Raw genomic sequence first — 15,565 nt, forward strand, 5'->3', positions numbered from 1 at the left:
AATCGTTTAGGGTCAGCAAGGTGTCCTAAAAGGCTAAATTAAAGCTAATAAGAAACCTTACTGGCTTCGTTTTTCTCAATAAGATTGATTAAAAGACAGATTCAAACGCACCCAACTCTACTTGGATAGATTTGGTCTGAGTATAGTGTTCGAGCGCTTCGATACCGTTTTCACGGCCGATTCCAGAATGCTTATAGCCGCCTACTGGCATTTGTGCTGCCGACTCGCCCCATGTATTCAACCAGCAGATACCAGCTTCGATCTGAGCGATGACTCGATGCGCGCGTTTTAGATCTGCAGTCACAACCCCAGCTGCCAAACCGTAATCGGTATCATTGGCACGGCGAATAACTTCTTCTTCGGTCTCGTAGGTCAATATCGACATTACTGGGCCAAAGATTTCTTCGCGTACGATAGTCATATCATCAGTGCAATCAGTGAATACTGTCGGTGCGACAAATGCGCCGTTTGCAAGCTCATTCGTTGTAACGCGCTCGCCACCTGTTAGCAGACGTGCGCCGCCTTTTTTACCTTGCTCGATATAACCAAGCACTCTTTCCATATGCGGGAAGCTAACCAGTGGACCCATATTGATGTTCTCATCCATCGGATCGCCTAGCTTAATACGCTCAACACGGGTTAAGATAGCTTGCTCGAACTTCGCTTGTAACGCTTTAGGGATGAATACGCGTGTGCCATTGGTACATACCTGACCCGTACTGTAGAAGTTGGCCATCATAGCGATGTCAGCAGCGGTATCAATATCTGCGTCATCAAATATAATTAAAGGTGATTTACCGCCAAGCTCTAAAGTTACATCTTTTAGAGATGAGCTTGCCGCGCTCGACATGACTTTTTTACCAGTTGGTACGCCACCTGTGAACGATACTTTTGCGATATCTGGGTGTTCAGTTAGCGCCTGACCCACTTCATAGTTACCTTGTACGACGTTAAACACACCGTCTGGCAATCCAGCTTCTGTCAATATTTCTGCCAGTTTCAATGCCGTCAACGGTGTCACTTCTGATGGCTTAAAAATCATCGCGTTACCAGCAGCCAATGCAGGTGCTGCTTTCCACATTGCGATTTGAATCGGATAGTTCCACGCGCCAATACCTGCGACCACACCAAGTGGCTCACGGCGAGTGTATACAAAACTAGTATCACGCAATGGAATCTGACGTCCTTCAATCATCGGTGCCAGACCTGCATAGTATTCCACGACATCAGCACCAGTGACGATATCGACGTACTTCGTCTCAGAGTAGGCTTTACCTGTGTCTTTGGTCTCAAGTAGTGCCAATACATCATTGCGATCGCGCAATATCTCAACAGCCTTTGATAAGATGCGACCACGCTCGACCGCTGTCATCGCCGCCCAAATTTTTTGACCTTTATGTGCGGCTTTTACGGCTTCATCAATCTGCTCATTGCTCGTTTGCTGAATCGTTGCCAATACTTCACCAGAGGCTGGATTGATATCTTCAAAAGTCGTCAGCGATTCATCAACCGCTAAATAGCGACCATTGATATAGGCTGTTTGTACTTGGTCTAAATCGATAATATCTGTCAAATTATTAAAATCAGTCATAAATTCTCCTTAGGACGATTGGCAAAAGTAGCTATATAAAAGTACTCAGGCCAAATAATGTCGTCGTTAGTTAAGTTTCGAAATTTAGTCTTTAAGAAATTTAGTCTTTAAATAGTGAAATAAAAGTTGTTTTATAAATCAGAATCGTTTTATAAATCAAAGTCTTGTTGCGTCATTTTTATCAAGCGATCACGTAATGATTGTTTGTCTGCGATATCGATACCTGAAAAGTCTGAGAGCCAAATGCCGTCAGCGACAAGGCGGACCATACATAATGTCTCGGTATTATCCGTTGCTGCATGTTTTTTGAGTTGCTCATTCGCCCACTTAGCCCATAACTCACGCAGCTCACTATCACCTAGCATCAGCACATATAAGGTCGCTTGATTGTCATACTCTTCCTGACCTTGCTCGCCAAGGCTGATGGTGGCATCTATATAAGCGCGGGTAAATGAACCGTACTTAACAGGATCGTCAGCCATTGCTGCATTTACTTCTGCCTCAAACTTAGCCATTGCATCATTGAAAACTTCTAGCACGAGTGCATTTTTGGTAGAAAAATGATGCATCACCCCACCCTTTGTCACCCCAACCGCATCAGCGACTGCCTGAAACGTCACTTTAGATAAGCCTTGCTCCAATGTGATACGTGCTGCCTGTTCTAACAACGCACGACGAATGATTTCTGGCTGTTTTTTACGCTTATAAGCATTTTCCATATCAATGCACCACAGAATTAGACAATAAGTTCATCACAACAACACCGCCGACGATCATCGCGATACCAACCACTGCTGCTGTATCAAGATTTTGCTTGAATAGCACTACACCAACGAGAGAAGTTAGTACAATCCCAAGCCCGCCCCACAGTGCGTACGCAATGCCTAGCGGTATGGTTTTGAGCGTCTGAGCCAACAGATAAAATGAAACCGCATAGAGCGCACCCATCATCAAAGTTGGTACCAAACGGGTGAACTGTTCTGACTTTACCAAAAAAGTCGTACCCACCACTTCGCATATAATGGCAATAGTCAAATAACCGTAAGCAATCGTAGTAGGACTCATCTTTAGAACACCCGCTTTTGTTCAACGCATGCTATGAAAAAAAATAGCAAAGAAACCACATGGTCGGTATTTTATAGAACTCTACTGCCAATGTGAAGGGTTGTCTTGCAACTTTATTGTGTCAAACGGTGTTGCACCACCTTAATATTCGAAAATATAGAGCATTAGATCCAGTTTTACTTTGCCGAATTGATGTCTGGTTCCATATTCTTATCGTTTATCCTATGTGCCATATAAAATTTTCTGAAAATATTTTTTATTTCTAAAGCACATTTCATTTTTAAAGCACATTTATCGTCATTTTCTACTGAGTTCTGCCATGAAATAGCCTATCTGATAAGGGATTGGCGTTAATTTTCAATAATTGCGATAATATTTATAATTAAACGCATAATAAGGTTGACAGCCTGTAGTGACTTGGCTAAAATGTGCCCCACATAACGCAAACAAGCTAATTAACTGCTTTAATATAAAGCGTCAATAACTTGCTGTTATGACCAACTATTCTCCAATAGCTCAGTTGGTAGAGCAACGGACTGTTAATCCGTGTGTCCCTGGTTCGAGCCCAGGTTGGAGAGCCATATACTAAAAACCTTCATCATAATTTGATGGAGGTTTTTTTATTGCTGCGTCTTTTATATTTACTTCTAATAATATTAGCACGGCTATGGTGTTCTTTTAGACATTTTTGTTGTATGGTAAGATTAGTTTTGATTGGGTTCGTTTTTGTTTGAGTGCTTCGCTCTTACTCACTAAAAGTAATGGTTTATTATGATACCTGTACGTATAAAAAATAAGTTTTCTGATCATCCGCAAAAGATCATGCGCCCGATTAGTATTCGTTTGTCTGAAGAAATGATTGGTCTATTAGAAACGACGTCATCAGACTTGGGCTTTAAACGTATTCAAGGGCTTATTCGTCTTTATATTCGTCAGGGCTTGGATCGTGACCATCAGGATTATACGCTTGCCCATGATGAAGTATTCATCGAAACGCTACGTAAGCGCGGCGTTAGCCAGCATATTATTGATGAAGCAATTGTAGTAACGCATAACAATAACATCACTCATCCGCTATCTGAGTTACAAGACAACGATTAAACAATTAATAGTATCGTTGCGAATTAATAGTAACGCCGCTAAATAGTATGAAAATAAAAAAGACTAAGTTTGCTAACGCGAGCTTGGTCTTTTTTGTGGCTGTTATAAAAGTTAAAGCATTACTGATTCTTCTCTAACTCTCTTCTCGTTACGCCCTTCTTCCATCTCATCTACAGTAAATATGTTTTTAAGTACTCTGCGATATTTGCGGTTTTAGTTAGCCATAACTAAACACAACAGATGTTTAAACAAGGTATATTAAGCATATAGTCGCGACTATTTATAAGGTTTCAACATAATAAAGATCTGCAAGGAGGGGTACGATGACGGGCTTACATCAGCGTTTCAACAAAACTTTGTTTTCCACCATGACGGTAGCAATGCTAGTAATTGCGACTGGCTGCTCATCACCGCAGACTGATCCAAGTAAAACAACCATACCGACAGATTCAGACCAATGGCAAAAGAAGCTAGGGCAAACTTTTGAGCAATTGTCTGAGTCCGATCAACAAGTACTCAGCCGATATATGCTACGCATGAAATTGAGCGACGCTTATGAATCAGGAGCCATGCCGCGCAACACTATCAAACAAGCGCTGATACAACAGCGTGAATACGAGCGTCTGCATCCAAACAACCCAACGGGCAAGAAAAGCCCAATCGTCAAAGGTCAAGCGACTCACGCTACTGCACAGATGTATCCTGTCGCCCTACTGCCTGTAAAAACCAGTGATAGCGATAGCTTAAATCAAGTCAAAATGCAGTTTATGCTATCTAATCATGGCAAAAGCGCGATAAAAAGCTTTAAGGGGACGCTGACCATGAAGGATGCCAACCTGACAAAAGGCAAAAACTTTAATGTGCCTTTGACAACGTTTGATCCACCTATCGCACCAGAGCAGTCTGGCAAGATCATTATTGAAAGCAGCATTGAGGATATCAATGTCATGCGTGCTATCAAAAATGCTAGTGGCATCACTATCGAGATTAACAAAGGCGCGCTTACCTTAGTAGATGACCAAACAATCGAATTTGAAAACTCATTGGTGAAGTAGCTGTACAACCTACTATTGAGGATTTTATAGAAGGTACTAATTAATACTTTTATCAATACCATAAAAAAAAGCCCCAATCATTGCTGATTGGGGCTTTTTTCGAATTTGGCGGAGACGGAGAGATTCGAAATTTTTGTATATAGTACTACCTACAGTGGTGAACAGCCAGCAAGCCAAGTTCAGTATTAGCCCAGCGTACGCCTACCCTTCTGTAACGACTGAGAACCCTATCACGTTGCAAGGATACAAAGCCGAGATTGATGTACTAAAATGGACGGTAGATAAGGCGGTACATAGTTATAGCAAGTCTGGTGGATTGATAACGCAGCTGGATTTATTAGCAGCACTACCATTCCAACGATATAGATGCTAAATTTAATGTTTCTTTTAAATCTAACACGGGTAGAAACAATATGAGTCATAGAGGAACTAAAGACGAATCATTTATTGGTATGGCATTTGAAAACATTATTGGTAAACATGATATAGCTAATCAAGCACTTTATAATGGTTATAAAGAAGATGAGATGCCAATAAGTGAACTGGCTGTATTTATTACAGCTGTCAAAATATACAATCACCAAGGAATCTTGACTGACCAAGACGTGGAGAAGGCTGAAGAAGCCTAGACTTATGGTCAAATAAGAGATTTAATTGACGAGTTTCAACCTAAGTGGTTAGCTGCTAAAGAGTAACAATATTCTGAAATGGACAGTGCATAAGGGGGCAAATAATTATAGCAAGTCTGATTTACTGTCTATTCAACTGGATTCATTGGCTTCATTAAATTAATTTTTACTATCAATAGCATCTATAAAACTAACTGCTTGACGAGTGATACGATAGATACCTCCTCCGTTGTTTCCTTTTGTCATAGTAATCAAACCAGCATTAACCAAACTATCGATATCAGTTTCTATAAACCTTGGTTCACTATACTCAATCCCGCCATTATCTAAAGAATATATATTATCAACCCCTTCATAACTCTGTGTTTGTATATGAAGAATTCTAACACTGCCTGACTCAACAAACTGTCTTAACACATCAACAGCCTGTTCGGATAATCCACTATTAGGTGCAAAACTTGAAGCAATATTTCCCAAACCCTGTATATGACTTGCAATGGATACCATAAGATCATTGAGAGTAGCTAGCTGGGACATTACCTGATCATGGTTTTGGTTCATAAAAGCGGTGAGCTGTTGCTGTATGTTCTGATTGTTTTCGATAATAGAAACCATATTGCTATGATTGTTCTCCTCCAACCAATGCTTGAACTCTTCAATGTCTCTTTTCCCCTCTCTACCAGACTGAAAAGTCGCAAGTAACCCTACGATTGTTGCAAACGCAAATGGATCCATATTTTCTCTCCATGAGTTAAACATATTTTGGGTAAATAAGTTATAATAACACCTGCTTGGGAGCGCCAATATAAGGCATTGCACGAATAAGGCGGACACATATCGTGGTGTGTATTTCAGCCCCAAGCATCCTATAATTATTTAATTTCTTCATAAAAATAGTGCTATATAACAATCTATAATAGTTATATTCTTTACAAAAATAGTGCTATATAACAACCTATAATAGATATACTATTATATCTATATCGAGTATTATAATACTCCAATACATATCTATATTTTAAAACTGCTTCTATAGATTGGATACACATGTAGATCTAGACTCATTCTAGTCTACATTAATAGAAATTTATCTTAAGGAGAATTCTATGAACATGTCATCTATCACTTTAGCTAGAGAGGGCTGGGAGCTTTAATTAAGGAGAAACATCTTCGATGATGCTATTAGCCGCTCGTATTGTACAGAACGAAATACAGACCCCAGCCTTCCTCGGAGAAAGTTGGGGTTTTTGGTGTCAATTTCTAGTTATTCTTGCAACTGGTATTGGAGCACTGATAACTGCTTATTCAGCAATGAAAACTGCTAATACTGCTGTAACAACTGTTGATACAGCAATTAAAACACTTGAAATAAATGAAAAGAGAGCAAGACGACAAGCAACTATAAATTTAGTTTTGTCAGAAAACCAAGATGAAAAATTCCGTGATGTGAAAGAAAAATATGCAAATTTGCGAGTACAAGAAAATGGTTTCACTATACTAGTTTGCGAGCAACCTACATGTGAGGATCGTAAGAAAAAAATAGAAGAAAGTAAAGAAATTTTAATTACTATACTAAATCAGTATGAATTTATAGCTGCTGCAATATTTGAAGACTCACTAGACGAAGATTTATATAAAAGAATGAAAAAAAGCGTACTGATAAGAGACTGGGAAGCATTAGAGGGATTTGTATTAGAACTGCGTAAACAAGAAAAAAGATATCAGTTATTTTGCGAAACAGAACGTTTAGCACTTAAATGGAAGAATGAAAAGTCAGAGTAATTAGATAAAATCCTACTAATATTAGTATGTATAAAAACCCGCTAAATAGCGGGGTTTTTTATGGTCTATCTTTTCACATTAACAAAAATAATCAGCAATCCCAACAACCAAACGATGCTCATTTGAACATACCTTTCCAAACCTGCTCTCAGGGCGATTGATATCAAGCTGATATCCGTCTTTTAATTGCTCAATACTGACAAGGTGCTGGCGATGCATAAAATGTATTTTATTACCATGCTGCTCTAGTGTGGTCAGGTTATAGCCAAGTTCGCTCAAGCGTTTAATTATATTATCTATCGTGGTGTTCTCCTTGAGTGGCTGCCATTTCAGAGGCTGCCGTTGTTTGATGGGTCTAGTATCACTCGATCAAACAATCGTAGCAAGGGAACGTAGTGTCCTAAGGGACACGGTTATTGTTAAAAATATAGCTAGTATGGAATATGCTTTAAAGCATTCAAAGCATTAGGAAAAAGTCTAGACTTTACAGTTGCATAATACTGAACAAAAAAAGCCCTGCTATTTAGCAGGACTTTTTTTTATTATAAAATGGTAGTTCTTATCATCATCAGAAGGGTATGTTGATATCAAAATACGCTGTATTATTAATTGCTTTAGTAAAATCCATATCTATATTAAAACTGACAAGTAAACTACTTATACTAAAAATATTCATTCCATGAGCGAATGAAACTTGTAATTCTCCATTACTAGAGACAGAAGTAAAAACAACATCTTTTGTATTTCTGAATTTCAATTCCGCAACCTTTGCTTTTTTAACATCATAAAAAGGAAGAACTATCTTATCAATAAGTAAAGCTTGCATATGGTCTTTGCGTACATCTTCGGGAAAGGTAGAATCTCTTTTCAATCTATTTTTTACGTTAAGTTGATCTAAATCCCCCCTTATACTTCTTAACTCTTCTACAATATATTCGTTCATTGGTAAAACTTTCTCATCGATTTCTGGCACTTTGAAGCTTCCAAAGTTTTTTAAAAAGGTTGAGTATTTACTAGGGTCTTCTAGAAATGTTGCGTATGTCTTTTCTATCTTTTTTCTCAGCTCGATTTTAAAATTTTCTATACTGTGATATCGCAAGTCTTTTGGGTACGTTAAGTGTTCGATAACAGAGGTATCAAAAGAATATTTGGTCTCATCATCTTTCACAATAATAGTAGGTTTATCAAACGCTAAACGCAGTCCAAGTTCAAACATGACGTTAGCATTCCTACCACTAATATCACATACTATCATTGGGTTATCATAAAGGTTTTGCACAATTCGCTGGTGTATCACACCAATATCATCAGACTCACTAACTATTCTAGCTATAAAACCAGCATCTTCAATGGCAGAAGCTAATATTCTTTTGACGTCTGTCCAGTGAGATTCTGGATAGCCATCCATTGACGCTATCGGCATTATAATTCCGCATTTTTTAGCGATATCACTTGCTATATTTTCTTTAGGCTTACCTTCAATTTTATCAGTCACCTTTACTCTCCAATATGTCCTATTTATCAAAAATTTTATTTATAAATCTAACTAATCATAGAAATACGTTCGTCAATTATTTTTAGTATTTTATTTTTTCTTATTAAATCCATAAAAAAGTATATTGCAGCATAAATCATACCAATATATATAACTGAAAAATCTATACCTACAAAAAACGTATTAAAATCATATTTTCCAGCATAAAAACTCATTAATATTGGATAAATTCCAAAATAACCAATTAAGAAGGCAAGAATAAAAAGAAGCAATACATTAAATGCACTGATATTCCTAATCTTAAAAACTTTATCTTTTATACCTTTTAATTCTTCTAAAGTTAATGACCCTATATATTTATTCTTGGGAAAAAATCTACTTGCATAATATACTTCTTTTATATTGTAATAATTATTCAGTAACCCTTGCAGAATGTAAGCGTTCTTTAGTTCTTTTTCAGTAGCATTTATACCTAAAGTATTAGACATATAGAAACTAGATATCTCTCTTCTAAATATTTTTTTATGTACTTCACTAACATTTTCTGAGCTAGCAGCATCATTCATGCGAGATATTTTTCGCGATTTTGTATAACTTAGAGAGTCTGTAAGTGTGGGAAGTTTTATAAAAAACAAATAGACGGAAACAATCGATAATAATACCAGTCCTGCCGTTGTACCAAAGGATTCTTCAATGAAAGTGAGAAATAATTCAAACATAGACGTTACCTTAATATATACCTTAGTTATCATTCAAATCTATATGAATAAAACAAATCCCATCATTACGCTGACCTGTAGCAGGATGGCCACCAATGGGCTTACTGCGGTATTTACCGCCATTTGAGATATACATCACAGCATCAGCACCCTCTTTACCTGCCATCGCTCTAGCAAGTTTGTACGCTTCTTTTAAGCTTTATTGGCTACGTTCTATAGCCTCTGGCTCATCGGAGAATTGGAACCAGTTCAGAGAGGTAATATTAGGACTGTGTGACATCCAAGCGGATACAGCGCTGTCGTCATGCATGGTATACAGTTTTTTTTGGTTCGCCTTCATGATCAGCTAATTCTTCCACTGTAGCTGGATCTAATCCTCCACTGGCGATGATCGCATCACCATCTGACATACCAACCGTTTCAACAGGCTCACTTAGATTATTTTGATATCACAAAACATCTTCTTCAGCGTAGTCTACTTTAGAATAAACCTCAATAGCACCATTTTCATGGACTTTATAATCTTCAAGTGCGAGACCTACCTCAGCAACAACTGCATCAGCTTCTACAGGTTCAGGGTCGCTATATTCTAACCATTTCTTACAGATACAGCCCATTCTAGCCCACACAAAAAAAAAGGCTGTCCAGCACAAAAATGCTAGAAAGCCTTTATTTATGGGACTTCGTAAGGTATCGGTGACAATCTTGCTCAAATACTCAGCCCACGACCCGACCCACGGTCATTAATTCACTTCAAATTTCAGGCATTAAAAAAGCCTGCACAAGGCAGGCTTAGTAAGGCTTTCAGCAATTTCTGCTACTACCTCGAATTTGGCGGAGACGGAGAGATTCGAACTCTCGAAGGGCTATTAACCCTTGTCGGTTTTCAAGACCGGTGCATTCAACCGCTCTGCCACGTCTCCATTGGTGCATCATTATATAGATATCATTTTATAATGCAAGCCCCTAATCTAAAAAAATTCAATTAATTTTCGAATACTTGTAATTTGGTGTATTATCGCTTGCTTGAGGCCAGATGTAAGCACATATCGAGCAGCCTATTGGCATAGCCCCATTCATTATCGTACCATGCAAAAACCTTATATTGACCACCTACTTGCATAAGCTGCTGACCATCAATGATAAGCGACTCAGTCTGATGGATAAAATCACTAGATACCAATGGCTCATCGGTATAAGCCATGATGTCATGCAAATGCGCATGACTGGCAGATTTGAGCACCTCTCGCACTGTCTCGACATCGACATCTGGCGTATCAAATACAAAGGTGACATCAATCGCCGCAACGTCGATAGTTGGCACTCGTATCGAATGTCCATTTATCTTGCCGACCATGGCTGGTAGCACTCGTTCTGTCGCAGCGATACTACTGGATGTCGTTGGGATAATGTTATAGCCAGAAGCGCGCGCCCGTCTTGGATCTCGATGTGCTTGATCTAGAACTGTCTGATCGGCAGTAACTGCATGAATCTCTGTCATCATGGCTGACTGCACACCAAACGCTTTATCTAGCGTATCAATCAACGGTACCAATGCCTGCGTGGTACAAGAAACACTGGAGATAATCGGTAGCTCAAGCGTGAGCGCATCGGTATTCACACCCATGACGATACAGGCATCCACATCGTCAAACGGCGCGGCACCGATGATCACTTGTTGCGCGCCAGCATCGATATGTAGCGTTGCTTGCTCATACGAGCGAAAATGCCCAGTACATTCTAAAACCACATCGACACCCAGCGCCTGCCAAGGTAAATTTTTAGGATCAGGCTCTGATAGCATATTGATGCAGTAAGTCAGATTGTTTTTGGTCAAACAGAGCTCAGTCTTGCTCGTATCACCTGACTCACTCTCTACAATCTCAGCATTTACCCCTAATCGACTGAGGCGGCCATGGGTGCTATCAAACTTGAGTAAATGCAACAAGATATCCGCTGGCGCTAAATCATTAATTGCCACCACATGAATCGCACGGCCTAACACTTCAAAGCGCTCTAGCAAAGCACGAAGTACATTGCGCCCTATACGACCAAAGCCATTGATAGCGACTCTCAGTGGCTGTGTATGCTCACCAGTAGTACGGAACGTCGCCGCTATCGGGTCAGAGGTCAATTGATAAGTAGCGCTCGAAAAATCAGGCATAACATTGGACATAAAGGGTATCGCTATAAATGGGGGTAAAAACTGAGCGTTATCACGTTGAGTGCGCTAATGATTGCTAAATACTAAGAAATAGCAAAGATAAAGCCTATAAAAATAAAGGTAACAAAGTTATAGGCAATGAAATTATAAGCAGCAAAACTATGGGGTGATAAAAATCAATGCGAGGCGAATGGTATTGTAGTCAATGCTTTGCTTGAGATGATCATATATCGGACGCAGCTTGATGCTACCGTCATCATTGAAGTCATTTGGATTATTGGCGACTTTAATAGCGACATAGGCATTGCCAACGGCTGTCATTACCTCATCATCTGGCCGCAGATGATCGCAGGCAAGACTTGGGTCTTGTGACTTTAGGTCAGCAATATGACGCATGATAGTCGATTGTGACAACTGACGGGCTTGTGATATCTCTGCAATGGTCAAACTCTCTTCTAACAACACTCTGGTCGCAAGTAGGGTACTGTCTGATTTGTCAGAGACCTGATTGCCAAGTTTCTGTTTCTTATCGATTTTCGCTTGCTGTTGTTCGCGGCGCTTCTTTTGTAGGGTGGCGTAAGCATCGATTACCGACTTGCTCAATGTCCCACCTGACTTCAAGACGAATTTTTCATGTGCCTGCTGCATGCTTTCTTCATCTAGCATCGCATAGTTGGCATCCGCTTCTTCAGACAGTACCAAAAACCGCTTGTCTGCGCCGCGTGCCAATGGATCAAGTTGCAGACTCATGTCATTCATACCGAGCAGCTGTAGCCCAGATAGCGACTTGAGGCGTGATAATGCCACATAGCCTTGTCCCAATTCAAAAGTACGCGACAAATCGATTTCAGCCGCATCGAGGGTCATGCCCTGCGATTTATGAATGGTAATCGCCCATGCCAGACAGAGCGGAACTTGTAAGTAACTTGCTAGCACATCACCCGTTTCATCTTCGATAATCCATTCTTCAGGCTCAGCGATGACCTCTCGTCCTGAATTAAGCCGCACGACAGGCATTTTTTGAGTCGTTGGTTTCTTCGACTTTGGTTTTTCCTTGTCTTTCTTAGCAGCGGACTTTTTACCTTTTGTTGTTTTCTCACCAGCAGTATCCTCATCAACGTCATCGCTGCTATCGTCTTCGATTAACGCATCATTACTATCTTTATCGTCTATTTTGACAGCAGCAAAACCAATCAACTCGCCCATCGTCCCGTTAGAGACACCAAGCTCGGCATTGTTTTTGATAAACATTACCTTGGCGCCGACTTTGAGAATCAGCTCGTCTTGGGTACGCACGGTCTTTTTTAGTGTCTCAACTAGCTTACTATCGCCTGTCGCCGTCGCTTCAAAACGCATCATCTCGCCATCTAGAGACGCCAGTTCTTTGTCATTGATTTTATTAACGTTGAGATTGTGGGTATATAGACGCGTACGCTTGATATCGACGCTTTGGTCATACGTCGCTTCTAAAGCAGCAATCGCCTCAAAGGTCACTTCCTGACGGCGAATTTGGTTAAGAATATCGTCTAAATCGAGACCGCCATTGGCTGCATCGCTAACTTGACGATGCTGCTCAGACAAGTAGCAAATATGGAACTTGGCATCGAGCCACGCCTCAGACATAAAGGCGAACTTTTCACGATTCGTCTCACTTTTACTGCCAATCGGTGGTAACTGAAAAAAGTCTCCTGCGACTACGACTTGAATACCACCAAATGCTTTGTCATTTTTGCGAATATGCTTGAGCACTTGGCTGACCAAGTTAAGCTGCTTGGCATGTAGCATTGATATCTCGTCAATGACCAAGACCGCAGTATCTTTCAATCTGTCTGCTAAGAACTGCTTGCGTGACAAGGTAGACAAGTCTCGATCAGTCAGCTCATCTTTGATACCGATGCCTGACCAACTATGAATCGTCGTGCCGTTCATGTGCGTGGCGGCAATACCCGTACTGGCTGTCACCGCAACAGGAACACGGCGGGCGCGTAGATAATCGATGTATTGATTGAGAGTATAAGTCTTACCTGAACCTGCTGAGCCAGTCAAAAAGACGTTTTGACCTGTTTTTAGGATATCAAGAGCAGAAGATTGACGCATAGATCCAAACCAACCAATATTATGAAGAAGAAATAGTACAAAAAGAAAGCCCCCATGATTAATCAAGTAACCATAGCAAGCCAAATTAGACGCTTACAATTATAACAGCTGCATACCGTTTGCGAACCATTTTAACCGACTCATATCACATAACTTAAAGTTATACGATACAAAATATATCATTATAAAAAGTCATTATCGTTCTGCTAAAAAGCTCAGTACGATAGGATGATAACTTGGTTAGGAAGACCAAGAATGTATTTTTAAATGGTCATACGTAAGTAACCATATTTTAAATAACCATAATACACAACAAGGAGTGGTTAATGTTATACGCTTATCCCAATACTGAAAACAGTCCCGTCCAATTCCGCGAAAAATACGATAACTTTATTAATGGTGAGTGGACCCCTCCTGTCGATGGCGAGTACTTTGACAACCCAAGCCCTATCGATGGTAAAACCATTTGCCAAGTCGCCCGTTCAAAAGAAGCAGATATCGAGAAAGCCCTAGATGCCGCGCATGCTGCCAAAGACGCTTGGGGCAAAACCAGCGTCGCTGAACGTGCCAATTTATTATTAAAAATCGCAGATAGCATGGAAGCTAACTTAGAAGCGATCGCTATTGCTGAATGCTATGAAAATGGTAAGCCTGTGCGCGAAACCTTAATGGCAGATATTCCGCTAGCCATCGATCAATTCCGTTATTTCGCCAGTGCCATTCGCGCCCAAGAAGGCGGTATCAGTCAAATTGATGAAGACACCGTTGCTTATCATTTTCATGAGCCGCTTGGCGTTGTCGGGCAGATTATCCCATGGAACTTCCCCATTCTAATGGCAGTATGGAAAATCGCCCCGGCTTTAGCCGCTGGTAACTGTATCGTCATGAAACCTGCTGAGCAAACGCCTGCATCGATACTATATATGTTAGAAGCGATCGGTATCGCTGACATCTTGCCTAAAGGCGTGTTAAACATTGTCAATGGCTTTGGTGTCGAAGCTGGTAAACCACTTGCCTCTAACCCTCGTATCAACAAAGTTGCCTTCACTGGTGAGACCACAACAGGTCGCCTCATCATGCAGTACGCTAGCGAAAACATCATTCCAGTGACGCTAGAGCTTGGCGGCAAAAGTCCAAATATCTTCTTTGCTGATGTCATGGACGAAGACGATGACTTCTTGGACAAAGCGGTCGAAGGCCTAGTCATGTTTGCCCTAAACCAAGGTGAGGTCTGTACTTGTCCATCACGTGCGCTCGTACACGAAAGCATCTATGACGAATTTATCAAACGCTGTATCGCTCGTGTCGAAGCGATCAAAATGGGCAATCCACTAGATACTGAAACTATGATTGGTGCGCAAGCCAGCTCAGATCAGTTAGAGAAGATTCTATCTTATCTTGATATCGGTAAAAAAGAAGGCGCAAAAGTCCTAGTCGGTGGCGATCAAGCCAAACACGATGGCGACCTAGCAGACGGCTACTATGTTAAGCCAACTATCTTTGAAGGTACCAATGACATGCGCGTGTTCCAAGAAGAAATCTTTGGACCTGTGCTCGCTGTCACTACTTTTAAAGACGACGAAGAAGCCATGCAAATTGCCAACGACACCCTATATGGTCTAGGCGCTGGCGTTTGGACACGTAGCGTGCATAAAGCCTATCGTTTTGGACGTGGTATTCAAGCGGGCCGCGTATGGACCAACTGCTATCACCTATATCCATCACATGCGGCATTCGGTGGCTATAAGCAATCAGGTATCGGCCGCGAAAACCATCTGATGATGCTCGATCATTATCAGCAAACCAAAAACATGCTGGTGTCGTACAGCCCTAAAAAAATGGGTTTCTTCTAATCTAATCTGTGAAC

Annotated in this window: 17 protein-coding genes and 2 tRNA genes; 7 read left to right on the forward strand and 12 right to left on the reverse strand. The window is 40.5% G+C overall.

The window, feature by feature from the left end; all coding sequences use genetic code 11:
* Positions 1-88: 88 nt before the first annotated feature.
* From betB to V6252_RS08665, 3 genes are all read right to left on the reverse strand, one after another.
* On the reverse strand, positions 89-1,591 hold the full coding sequence (gene betB / locus V6252_RS08655) for a betaine-aldehyde dehydrogenase (protein WP_341610105.1): 1,503 nt from the start codon (positions 1,589-1,591) through the stop codon (positions 89-91).
* A gap of 149 nt (positions 1,592-1,740) precedes the next feature.
* On the reverse strand, positions 1,741-2,310 hold the full coding sequence (locus V6252_RS08660) for a TetR/AcrR family transcriptional regulator (RefSeq protein WP_341610106.1): 570 nt from the start codon (positions 2,308-2,310) through the stop codon (positions 1,741-1,743).
* Between the two features lies 1 nt (position 2,311).
* Positions 2,312-2,656 carry a DMT family transporter gene (locus tag V6252_RS08665; protein WP_191114030.1) on the reverse strand — a complete coding sequence of 115 codons (345 nt, stop codon included), beginning with the start codon at positions 2,654-2,656 and terminating at the stop codon, positions 2,312-2,314.
* A 505-nt stretch (positions 2,657-3,161) separates the two neighbouring features.
* Here V6252_RS08665 and V6252_RS08670 point away from each other — a divergent pair.
* From V6252_RS08670 to V6252_RS08690, 5 genes are all read left to right on the forward strand, one after another.
* Positions 3,162-3,237, forward strand: a tRNA-Asn gene (locus V6252_RS08670).
* A gap of 190 nt (positions 3,238-3,427) precedes the next feature.
* The gene (locus V6252_RS08675; protein ID WP_057761113.1) at positions 3,428-3,757 is read left to right on the forward strand and encodes a hypothetical protein; all 330 of its coding nucleotides are present in this window, start codon (positions 3,428-3,430) and stop codon (positions 3,755-3,757) included.
* 323 nt (positions 3,758-4,080) lie between these two features.
* The gene (locus tag V6252_RS08680; protein ID WP_341610107.1) at positions 4,081-4,812 is read left to right on the forward strand and encodes a hypothetical protein; all 732 of its coding nucleotides are present in this window, start codon (positions 4,081-4,083) and stop codon (positions 4,810-4,812) included.
* Between the two features lie 133 nt (positions 4,813-4,945).
* Positions 4,946-5,185 carry a hypothetical protein gene (locus V6252_RS08685; RefSeq protein ID WP_341610108.1) on the forward strand — a complete coding sequence of 80 codons (240 nt, stop codon included), beginning with the start codon at positions 4,946-4,948 and terminating at the stop codon, positions 5,183-5,185.
* Positions 5,186-5,225: 40 nt separating this feature from the next.
* Positions 5,226-5,441: a hypothetical protein gene (locus V6252_RS08690; protein ID WP_341610109.1), complete on the forward strand. Its 216-nt coding sequence runs from the start codon at positions 5,226-5,228 to the stop codon at positions 5,439-5,441.
* A 159-nt stretch (positions 5,442-5,600) separates the two neighbouring features.
* Here V6252_RS08690 and V6252_RS08695 read toward each other — a convergent pair whose 3' ends face one another.
* The gene (locus V6252_RS08695; RefSeq protein ID WP_341610110.1) at positions 5,601-6,176 is read right to left on the reverse strand and encodes a hypothetical protein; all 576 of its coding nucleotides are present in this window, start codon (positions 6,174-6,176) and stop codon (positions 5,601-5,603) included.
* Positions 6,177-6,614: 438 nt separating this feature from the next.
* Between V6252_RS08695 and V6252_RS08700 the strand changes: the two genes are divergently transcribed.
* Positions 6,615-7,223 carry a DUF4760 domain-containing protein gene (locus V6252_RS08700; protein WP_341610111.1) on the forward strand — a complete coding sequence of 203 codons (609 nt, stop codon included), beginning with the start codon at positions 6,615-6,617 and terminating at the stop codon, positions 7,221-7,223.
* A 568-nt stretch (positions 7,224-7,791) separates the two neighbouring features.
* Here the strand turns inward: V6252_RS08700 and V6252_RS08705 are convergent.
* The 8 genes from V6252_RS08705 to V6252_RS08740 all read right to left on the reverse strand — a co-directional run bounded on the left by V6252_RS08705 (position 7,792) and on the right by V6252_RS08740 (position 13,698).
* Positions 7,792-8,718: a hypothetical protein gene (locus V6252_RS08705; protein ID WP_341610113.1), complete on the reverse strand. Its 927-nt coding sequence runs from the start codon at positions 8,716-8,718 to the stop codon at positions 7,792-7,794.
* Positions 8,719-8,765: 47 nt separating this feature from the next.
* Entirely contained in the window at positions 8,766-9,437 is a 672-nt protein-coding gene (locus V6252_RS08710; protein ID WP_341610114.1) for a hypothetical protein, read from the reverse strand.
* Between the two features lie 22 nt (positions 9,438-9,459).
* On the reverse strand, positions 9,460-9,603 hold the full coding sequence (locus V6252_RS08715) for a hypothetical protein (RefSeq protein ID WP_341610115.1): 144 nt from the start codon (positions 9,601-9,603) through the stop codon (positions 9,460-9,462).
* 33 nt (positions 9,604-9,636) lie between these two features.
* Positions 9,637-9,777 carry a hypothetical protein gene (locus tag V6252_RS08720; protein ID WP_341610116.1) on the reverse strand — a complete coding sequence of 47 codons (141 nt, stop codon included), beginning with the start codon at positions 9,775-9,777 and terminating at the stop codon, positions 9,637-9,639.
* A gap of 109 nt (positions 9,778-9,886) precedes the next feature.
* Positions 9,887-10,150, reverse strand: a complete 264-nt coding sequence (locus V6252_RS08725; protein ID WP_341610117.1) for a hypothetical protein — start codon at positions 10,148-10,150, stop codon at positions 9,887-9,889.
* Between the two features lie 119 nt (positions 10,151-10,269).
* Positions 10,270-10,360, reverse strand: a tRNA-Ser gene (locus V6252_RS08730).
* Positions 10,361-10,452: 92 nt separating this feature from the next.
* Complete coding sequence (locus V6252_RS08735; RefSeq protein ID WP_341610271.1) at positions 10,453-11,601, reverse strand: type I glyceraldehyde-3-phosphate dehydrogenase; 1,149 nt, start codon at positions 11,599-11,601, stop codon at positions 10,453-10,455.
* A gap of 159 nt (positions 11,602-11,760) precedes the next feature.
* Complete coding sequence (locus V6252_RS08740; protein WP_341610118.1) at positions 11,761-13,698, reverse strand: AAA family ATPase; 1,938 nt, start codon at positions 13,696-13,698, stop codon at positions 11,761-11,763.
* 326 nt (positions 13,699-14,024) lie between these two features.
* Here V6252_RS08740 and exaC point away from each other — a divergent pair, with 326 nt between their 5' ends.
* On the forward strand, positions 14,025-15,551 hold the full coding sequence (gene exaC / locus V6252_RS08745) for an acetaldehyde dehydrogenase ExaC (RefSeq protein WP_114700459.1): 1,527 nt from the start codon (positions 14,025-14,027) through the stop codon (positions 15,549-15,551).
* Positions 15,552-15,565: the final 14 nt, after the last annotated feature.

The sequence above is a fragment of the Psychrobacter proteolyticus genome (assembly GCF_038155145.1).
In the GTDB taxonomy this organism is placed as follows: domain Bacteria; phylum Pseudomonadota; class Gammaproteobacteria; order Pseudomonadales; family Moraxellaceae; genus Psychrobacter; species Psychrobacter proteolyticus_B.

What these genes read in the sequence shown, in the direction of transcription:
- betB (WP_341610105.1), bottom strand. Translation starts at nt 1,591, where the DNA reads ATGACTGATTTTAATAATTTGACAGATATTATCGATTTAGACCAAGTA.
- V6252_RS08660 (WP_341610106.1), bottom strand. Translation starts at nt 2,310, where the DNA reads ATGGAAAATGCTTATAAGCGTAAAAAACAGCCAGAAATCATTCGTCGT.
- V6252_RS08665 (WP_191114030.1), bottom strand. Translation starts at nt 2,656, where the DNA reads ATGAGTCCTACTACGATTGCTTACGGTTATTTGACTATTGCCATTATA.
- V6252_RS08675 (WP_057761113.1), top strand. Translation starts at nt 3,428, where the DNA reads ATGATACCTGTACGTATAAAAAATAAGTTTTCTGATCATCCGCAAAAG.
- V6252_RS08680 (WP_341610107.1), top strand. Translation starts at nt 4,081, where the DNA reads ATGACGGGCTTACATCAGCGTTTCAACAAAACTTTGTTTTCCACCATG.
- V6252_RS08690 (WP_341610109.1), top strand. Translation starts at nt 5,226, where the DNA reads ATGAGTCATAGAGGAACTAAAGACGAATCATTTATTGGTATGGCATTT.
- V6252_RS08695 (WP_341610110.1), bottom strand. Translation starts at nt 6,176, where the DNA reads ATGGATCCATTTGCGTTTGCAACAATCGTAGGGTTACTTGCGACTTTT.
- V6252_RS08700 (WP_341610111.1), top strand. Translation starts at nt 6,615, where the DNA reads ATGATGCTATTAGCCGCTCGTATTGTACAGAACGAAATACAGACCCCA.
- V6252_RS08710 (WP_341610114.1), bottom strand. Translation starts at nt 9,437, where the DNA reads ATGTTTGAATTATTTCTCACTTTCATTGAAGAATCCTTTGGTACAACG.
- V6252_RS08715 (WP_341610115.1), bottom strand. Translation starts at nt 9,603, where the DNA reads ATGGCAGGTAAAGAGGGTGCTGATGCTGTGATGTATATCTCAAATGGC.
- V6252_RS08720 (WP_341610116.1), bottom strand. Translation starts at nt 9,777, where the DNA reads ATGAAGGCGAACCAAAAAAAACTGTATACCATGCATGACGACAGCGCT.
- V6252_RS08735 (WP_341610271.1), bottom strand. Translation starts at nt 11,601, where the DNA reads ATGCCTGATTTTTCGAGCGCTACTTATCAATTGACCTCTGACCCGATA.
- V6252_RS08740 (WP_341610118.1), bottom strand. Translation starts at nt 13,698, where the DNA reads ATGCGTCAATCTTCTGCTCTTGATATCCTAAAAACAGGTCAAAACGTC.
- exaC (WP_114700459.1), top strand. Translation starts at nt 14,025, where the DNA reads ATGTTATACGCTTATCCCAATACTGAAAACAGTCCCGTCCAATTCCGC.